Consider the following 5,632-nt stretch of genomic DNA (forward strand, 5'->3'; position numbering starts at 1 on the left):
CGCCGAGATTGGCGCCGCGATTGACCCCGGAAAGGATCAGATCGGGCTGCACCTCCTTCATGATGTGGGCGAGGCCCATCATCACCGCGTCGGTCGGCGTGCCGGTGACGCAGAAGCGCTGCTCGCCTAATTTGCGCAGCCGGATCGGCACGGTGAGGGTGAGCGAATGGCCCGCGCCCGATTGCTCCTCGGTCGGGGCAACCACCCAGATTTCGTCGGAGAGCCCGCGCGCGATTCCCTCCAGCACCTTCAGCCCCGGCGCGTTCACGCCGTCGTCGTTGGTGAGCAGGATGCGCATCGAGGGGCCGATATGCCGGGACGGCGCGGCGGCGGCAACCACCGCGCCGCTCTTTCGTTGGTCGGCTGGAGCAAAATGGAGCATCAGATGCAGGTCCCCAACAACAGCGTCGTGCTGGTCGCCGACGGCCGCAAATCCCTCTTCTTCCGCAACCAGGGCGACGCCGAGTTCCTCAACCTCAGCGTCGAAAAGAAGGAGGTGCAGGACAATCCGCCGGATCGGGAGCAGGGGAGTGACACGGCAGGGCGGGCCTTTACCGCCGCCGGCTCGCCTCGAACCGGCGGCGCGGTAAGCCAGGGCGCGAACAACCGCAGCGCCTATGAGGAGACCGACTTTCATCAGCTGGGCGAGGATCGCTTCGCCGCCGAGATCGCGGAGCGGCTGAACAGCCGCGCGCTCGACAACGATTATGACGCGCTCGTCGTGGTCGCCCCGCCGCGCACCCTGGGCGAGCTCAGGAAGCATTACCACAAGGAGGTCGAGCGGCGCCTGGTCGGCGAGATCCCGAAGGATCTGGTCAACGTCCCCGTCGACGAGATCGAGCGCATTCTCCGCGCCGAATAGCCACAAAGAAAAGGCCCCGCCGCGGACGAACCGGGCGGGGCCGAATGGGCTCGGGCTTGCCAGCTCAGGCTTTGCGCCTGCCGAGCCGCTTTCTCGCGATCAGCGTCGCCGCGGCGGCGCCGAAGAGGAGGATCATCGGCGGCGCCGGAACGGGCGTGCCGCCCGTCGAGCTCGATGTGCTGCCGCCGCTTGACGTGGACGACGAGGTCGAGCTCGAAGTGGAGCTCGCCGAGCTGCTGCTCGACGACGTGCTGCTCGAGGTCGAGGTGCCGCCGCCGAAGCTCGACGAGGAGGAGGTCGTCGAAACCGTGCCCGACGAGGTCGAGCTGCCGCCAGTCGACGTCGAGGTGGCGCTGCCGCCCGTCGACGTGGAGCTACCGCCGGTCGAGGTCGAGCTGGAGACGCCGCTGGACGTCGAAACGCCGCTGGACGTTGAGACGCCGCTCGAGGTCGAGACGTTGCCCGACGAGGTCGAGACGCCGCTCGACGTGGAGGTCGAGACGGTGACGTGAGTGCTGCCACCGGACGTGCTGCCGCCGAAGAAGCCGCCCGAGAAGAAGCCGCCGCCGAAGCCGAAGCCGCCGGACGAGCCGCCGACCACGATCGGTACGCCGCTCGAACCGCTGCTGCCCACCGCGACGGGCGGCGGGGGAGGCGGCGCGAACACCGGCGGAATGATCATCCGCGTCGTCGTCGCGGCGCCGGCGGCCGGCGCGCATTCGACGCGGCGAACGGTGCGGCGGACGACGCGGCGCTGCGCGGTCGACCGGCGGGCCTGCGCCGTGCGGGCCTTTGCCTGCTTGACGATCGCGGGACGGGGCGGCGGATTCTCGGCGAGGGAGACCGCGCTGCCGCCGATGATGGCGCCGCCGCAGGTGCAGGCGCAGAGTTTTGCCAAAGCCATTCGTACCGACATGTTCAGCATCCTGTTCCTGGCCGGACCATGACGGGAATTGGTTGTCTGCCAATATCCATCGCCGGCGTGGCCTAAAGATCAGATGCAAACGAGAGGTTTAAGTGCAAGCGCGTTAACCATCTTCATGCCCGGAAACGGCTGGATTCAGGCCTTCCGGCGGGCTTCCGTCCCATTACTGTACAGCTTGCGGAGGCGAGTGAACGAGGATCCGCCGCGAACTTTCGCCGATCCTGGTTAACAGGAATGGCCGAATCGCGGCGCGGCCCCGAGTCGGTGAGCCTGACGCCTGCAGTGCGGCCTCGCTGCGACAGTTCGCCGAAACGATTTCCTGCCCGCTTTGAGTGACTTGTATGGGACTTGCGGCGAAGCTATAGGCGCGCTGGGGCGGGAGGCGTGAAAACAATAGTCTGATAGGGCAGGCCCGCGCCCCCTGGTTCGAACCCCCGGCATCAGCCGGGAGATCGAGGAGTGGAGGGGTAATGGCTACGCTTCATAGTGACGCTTTGAATTCCCAGTTTTCCGCCGGCTACCGGCCAAGCGCCAACGAAGAATTCATGAACCCCGAGCAGGTCGCCTATTTCAGGATGAAGCTGCTCGGCTGGAAGGACGCCATCGTCAGGGAATCGCGCGAGACGATGGCGGCATTGGCGAACGGCCCGATCCAGGAGGCTGATCTGACCGACCGCGCATCGAGCGAGACGGATTGGGGAATCCATCTTCGCACCCGCGACCGCCAGCGCAAGCTGATCGCCAAGATCGATTCGGCGCTGCGCCGCATCGACGCCGGCGAATACGGCTTTTGCGAGGTGACTGGCGAGCCGATCAGCCTCGCCCGGCTGGAGGCGCGGCCGATCGCGACGATGACGGTCGAGGCGCAGGAGCGGCACGAGCGCAACGAGCGCATCTCCCGCGACGATTGAGTTCCTGACAATGAAAACGCCGCCCCGATTGGCCGGGGCGGCGGTTCGCCCGCATTGGAGGGTGCGGGTCCCGTCGAGGGTGCTCGGGCTACAACCCGGCAATCTCCTCCTTGATCTTCAGCTTCTCCTTCTTCAGTCGGCTCAATGTCGCCATGTCCGGCATTGGACGGTGGGCCTCTTCATCGATCTGGGCTTCGAGCCCCGCATGCTTGGCCTGCAATGCCGAAACGTGCGCCTGATGCATTCCGATCTCCTCTTCCTGCCGATCCATCTATCTAACCATCGTGGGCGGCTTTTGTCTCCCCCATGCGGGGCCAATCCGACGGATATGTACGTCGCCCCGCCGAAGGTCTATTCTCCGGCGCATCGACGAGAGGAGGGACGCCTATGGAAAGGACCGACTCGGAAACCCAGCATCAGGGTGTGCAGGATCCCGGAGCGCGACTCGCGGTCCTGCGCACCGAACACAGGGATCTCGATACGGCCATCGACGCGCTCCGAAGCATGGCCGCGCCGGATCAGCTCCAGCTCGCAAGGCTCAAGAAGCGCAAGCTGCGCCTCAAGGACGAGATCGCGGTGCTGGAGGATATGCGGGTTCCCGACATCATCGCCTGAGAGCGGCGGGCGCGCCGTCGCCCGATTCCGGGACACCTGCCCGAATCTTTGCAATTCCCCGCTCGGCCGGGCTGTGGCAGCTTCAACCTCGTGAACGCGGAAGCAAACCAAGTGACGGCCAAATGGGTCGACGGTCTCTATATTGAGGCGATGGTGCTCGCCGACGAGGCGCGCTCCTATTTCGACCGCGAGGCGCGCGACGACCGGCTGCTGCTCGCGCCGATCGACCGGGTCGCCTTTTCCTGCGAGTCGCTCAAAGTGACGACCCGGCTGATGCACGTCATCGCCTGGCTGCTTACCCAGCGCGCCGTCGCTGCGGGTGAATTGAGCCGCGCCCAGGCCGGCTCGGCCGAGCGTCGGCTCGGCGCCGCCACGGCGAGCGATCAGGTGCTGCTTCCCAAGCTCCCCGAGACCGCCTCCGAGCTGATCCGCGCCAGCGAGGATCTTTACGAGCGGGTCCAGCGGCTCGATCAGGGGCGGTTCGGCGACGCCGCGCCGCCCAGCCCGGCGCGCAGCCTCTTGAGCCGGCTGGAGCGTTCGCTCTAGAGCCTCGTTCTTACCTGGCGAGGAGCTATCAATGTCCGAGAAGATGAAAGGCGGCTGCGCCTGCGGCCGCATCCGCTTCGAGGCGAGGGTCGAGAAGGACGACGCCTATCTCTGCCACTGCCGGATGTGCCAGCGCGCGACGGGCAGCGTCTCGATCGCCTTCATGAACATCAGGAAAGCAGACATGACCTGGGCGCGCGAGCCGGACTGGTATCAGAGCTCGCCGATCGCGCAGCGGCCCTATTGCCGCGAGTGCGGGACCTCGCTCGGCTTCTCCCACCCCGATCATGACAAGATGGACCTGACCGTCGCCTCGTTCGACGATCCTTCCCGCTTCCGTCCGACCTCGCATTTCGGCGCCGAGGCCATGCACCGCGCCTGGCTCGACACGACCGGCCTGCCGGAGATGCGCGCGGACCAATATCAGCCGCTGATCGAGCGCTGGGCGAAGGCCGGTGTCGACATCACCCGCTAGGCACGATTTCACCGCGCCGGACGGCGAGGAGCTCGCCTGGCACGAGCTGGGCGAGGGCAGGGCGGTCGTCCTGCTCCACGGCCTGTTCTCCGACGCCTACACCAACTGGGTCCGCTACGGCCACGCCGCGACGATCGCGGCGCGGGGCTTCCGCGTGATCATGCCGGACCTGCGCGCGCACGGGACGAGCGCGAAGCCACACCATCCGCGCGCCTATCCCCCGGGCGTCCTCGCCGCGGACGGGCTCGCGCTGATCGCGCATCTCGGCCTCGCCGATTACGACCTCGGCGGCTATTCGCTGGGCGCGCGGACGGCGGTGCGGATGATGGTCGAGGGCGCGCGGCCGCGGCGACTGATCGTCAGCGGCATGGGTCTGTCCGGCCTGCTCGACACCGGCGCCCGCTCGGCTCATTTCAAGGCGATCCTCAAGGGGCTCGGCACGCACGAGCGCGGGTCGCCCGAATGGTATGCCGAGGCCTTTCTCAAGACCACCGGGGGCGACCCGCTGGCGCTGCTGCCCTTGCTCGACAGCTTCGTCGACACCAGCGAGGCGGAGCTGCGCGCGATCGACACGGAGACCCTCGTCGTGCAGGGCGCGGAGGATGACGACAACGGCTCGGCCGAGGCTCTCGCCGCCCTGCTTCCCAATGCGCGCTTCGTCGAGGTGCCCGGCAATCACATGAGCGCGGTGACCAAGGCGGAACTCGGAGAGGCCTTCGCCGATTTCCTCCAAAGTTGACCCTCTCCCGACAGGGGTTCAATAGCAGCGCAGCCACCGCCGAAACGAGGATGCAGCCATGAAAAGCAGCGTTTCCGCCATCGCCCTTGCCTTCACCTTCTGCGCCGCCAGCATCGGCGCCGCCGCCATGGCGAGCGGGCAGAACCCGCCGACCACGACGCAAGGCACAGCGCGCTCCGCGGCGCCGCCGACCAAGGCCGAGGCTGAAGCGTTCGTAGCCCGGGCCGAGCGCGAGCTGGCCGAATTCTCGGTGATCAACGCCCGCGCGCAATGGGTGAACGCGACCTACATCACCCAGGATACCGACGCGCTCGCCGCCTATTTCGGCACGATCGGAACGCAGATGGGCGTGCGCTTCGCGAGCGAGGCGGCGCGCTACATGACCGCGCCCGGGATCGACGCCGACACCCGCCGCAAGCTCAACCTGCTGCGGCTCGGCCTCACCCTGCCGGCGCCGACCACCGAGGGCGCCGCCGCCGAATTGAACCGCATCTCGACCGATCTCCAGTCACAATATGGCCGCGGCCGGGGGACGATGAACGGCGAGACGCTGACCGGC

At 67.3% G+C, this 5,632-nt stretch carries 11 protein-coding genes; 9 read left to right on the forward strand and 2 right to left on the reverse strand.

Annotated elements, in window-relative coordinates; genetic code table 11:
• Positions 1-298: 5'/3'-nucleotidase SurE (locus ACT4N8_RS09175; RefSeq protein ID WP_444857837.1), on the reverse strand; the 298-nt coding region annotated here is incomplete at its 3' end.
• A gap of 87 nt (positions 299-385) precedes the next feature.
• Here ACT4N8_RS09175 and ACT4N8_RS09180 point away from each other — a divergent pair.
• The 4 genes from ACT4N8_RS09180 (at position 386) to dksA (ending at position 2,698) form a co-directional block, all read left to right on the forward strand.
• The gene (locus ACT4N8_RS09180) at positions 386-862 is read left to right on the forward strand and encodes a host attachment family protein (RefSeq protein ID WP_444857827.1); all 477 of its coding nucleotides are present in this window, start codon (positions 386-388) and stop codon (positions 860-862) included.
• A gap of 44 nt (positions 863-906) precedes the next feature.
• Positions 907-1,374, forward strand: coding sequence for a hypothetical protein (locus tag ACT4N8_RS09185; protein WP_444857828.1), 468 nt, complete (start codon positions 907-909; stop codon positions 1,372-1,374).
• 15 nt (positions 1,375-1,389) lie between these two features.
• Positions 1,390-1,809: a hypothetical protein gene (locus ACT4N8_RS09190; protein WP_444857829.1), complete on the forward strand. Its 420-nt coding sequence runs from the start codon at positions 1,390-1,392 to the stop codon at positions 1,807-1,809.
• 448 nt (positions 1,810-2,257) lie between these two features.
• The gene (gene dksA / locus ACT4N8_RS09195; protein WP_444857830.1) at positions 2,258-2,698 is read left to right on the forward strand and encodes an RNA polymerase-binding protein DksA; all 441 of its coding nucleotides are present in this window, start codon (positions 2,258-2,260) and stop codon (positions 2,696-2,698) included.
• An 88-nt stretch (positions 2,699-2,786) separates the two neighbouring features.
• Here the strand turns inward: dksA and ACT4N8_RS09200 are convergent, their stop codons facing one another.
• Positions 2,787-2,969 carry a DUF465 domain-containing protein gene (locus ACT4N8_RS09200; protein WP_444857831.1) on the reverse strand — a complete coding sequence of 61 codons (183 nt, stop codon included), beginning with the start codon at positions 2,967-2,969 and terminating at the stop codon, positions 2,787-2,789.
• A gap of 116 nt (positions 2,970-3,085) precedes the next feature.
• Here ACT4N8_RS09200 and ACT4N8_RS09205 point away from each other — a divergent pair, with 116 nt between their 5' ends.
• The 5 genes from ACT4N8_RS09205 to ACT4N8_RS09225 form a co-directional block, all read left to right on the forward strand.
• The gene (locus ACT4N8_RS09205; RefSeq protein WP_444857832.1) at positions 3,086-3,313 is read left to right on the forward strand and encodes a YdcH family protein; all 228 of its coding nucleotides are present in this window, start codon (positions 3,086-3,088) and stop codon (positions 3,311-3,313) included.
• 111 nt (positions 3,314-3,424) lie between these two features.
• On the forward strand, positions 3,425-3,859 hold the full coding sequence (locus ACT4N8_RS09210) for a DUF1465 family protein (RefSeq protein ID WP_444857833.1): 435 nt from the start codon (positions 3,425-3,427) through the stop codon (positions 3,857-3,859).
• A 31-nt stretch (positions 3,860-3,890) separates the two neighbouring features.
• On the forward strand, positions 3,891-4,334 hold the full coding sequence (locus tag ACT4N8_RS09215; RefSeq protein ID WP_444857834.1) for a GFA family protein: 444 nt from the start codon (positions 3,891-3,893) through the stop codon (positions 4,332-4,334).
• Positions 4,315-5,073 carry an alpha/beta fold hydrolase gene (locus ACT4N8_RS09220; RefSeq protein ID WP_444857835.1) on the forward strand — a complete coding sequence of 253 codons (759 nt, stop codon included), beginning with the start codon at positions 4,315-4,317 and terminating at the stop codon, positions 5,071-5,073. The genes ACT4N8_RS09215 and ACT4N8_RS09220 overlap by 20 nt, the downstream gene beginning before the upstream one ends.
• A gap of 58 nt (positions 5,074-5,131) precedes the next feature.
• Positions 5,132-5,632 (forward strand): M2 family metallopeptidase (locus tag ACT4N8_RS09225; protein ID WP_444857836.1); only part of this gene is annotated, 501 nt, incomplete at its 3' end.

It is taken from the genome of Sphingosinicella sp. (genome assembly GCF_052387495.1).
GTDB lineage: Bacteria > Pseudomonadota > Alphaproteobacteria > Sphingomonadales > Sphingomonadaceae > Allosphingosinicella.

Bases quoted from the DNA above. Each gene is read 5' to 3' on its own strand.
- ACT4N8_RS09180 (WP_444857827.1), top strand. From the start codon at position 386: ATGCAGGTCCCCAACAACAGCGTCGTGCTGGTCGCCGACGGCCGCAAA.
- ACT4N8_RS09185 (WP_444857828.1), top strand. From the start codon at position 907: ATGGGCTCGGGCTTGCCAGCTCAGGCTTTGCGCCTGCCGAGCCGCTTT.
- dksA (WP_444857830.1), top strand. From the start codon at position 2,258: ATGGCTACGCTTCATAGTGACGCTTTGAATTCCCAGTTTTCCGCCGGC.
- ACT4N8_RS09200 (WP_444857831.1), bottom strand. From the start codon at position 2,969: ATGGATCGGCAGGAAGAGGAGATCGGAATGCATCAGGCGCACGTTTCG.
- ACT4N8_RS09205 (WP_444857832.1), top strand. From the start codon at position 3,086: ATGGAAAGGACCGACTCGGAAACCCAGCATCAGGGTGTGCAGGATCCC.
- ACT4N8_RS09215 (WP_444857834.1), top strand. From the start codon at position 3,891: ATGTCCGAGAAGATGAAAGGCGGCTGCGCCTGCGGCCGCATCCGCTTC.